Here is a 326-nt window from a genome sequence, read left to right as displayed (position 1 = left end):
GCAGATGAAACCATCGACCAGTACGGCGACACCGGCCTGGGCGCAGCCCAGGTAGGCACCGACCAGGGCTGCGATTTCAAAACCGCCAAGGCAGAACAAGGCCTGCAGCGGATCAGCCGACAGGTCGCAGTGCAGCCTGAGGGCCCGCTCGATCACCTAGGCATTGTGCCGCACGCCAGCGGCATCCAGGCCGGTTCCCGGACCGCTCAGTTCGCTGGCCGGTCAGCCGAGCAAGGCACAGGCCAGGGCACTGGCCGCGGTGGTGTTTCCGATGCCCATTTCGCCGCCGATGACCAAGTGCGCGCCAGTGGCCGCCGCAGGCAGTG

General features: G+C 67.5%; 1 pseudogene. It reads right to left on the bottom strand.

What is annotated here, in order from left to right:
* A pseudogene (locus M2D63_RS25610) lies at positions 1–326 on the bottom strand (nicotinate-nucleotide--dimethylbenzimidazole phosphoribosyltransferase); the annotation flags it as partial.

The sequence above is a fragment of the Pseudomonas sp. BJa5 genome, from assembly GCF_030272875.2.
In the GTDB taxonomy this organism is placed as follows: Bacteria; Pseudomonadota; Gammaproteobacteria; order Pseudomonadales; family Pseudomonadaceae; genus Aquipseudomonas.
This window is presented reverse-complemented; position numbering and strand designations above follow the sequence as displayed.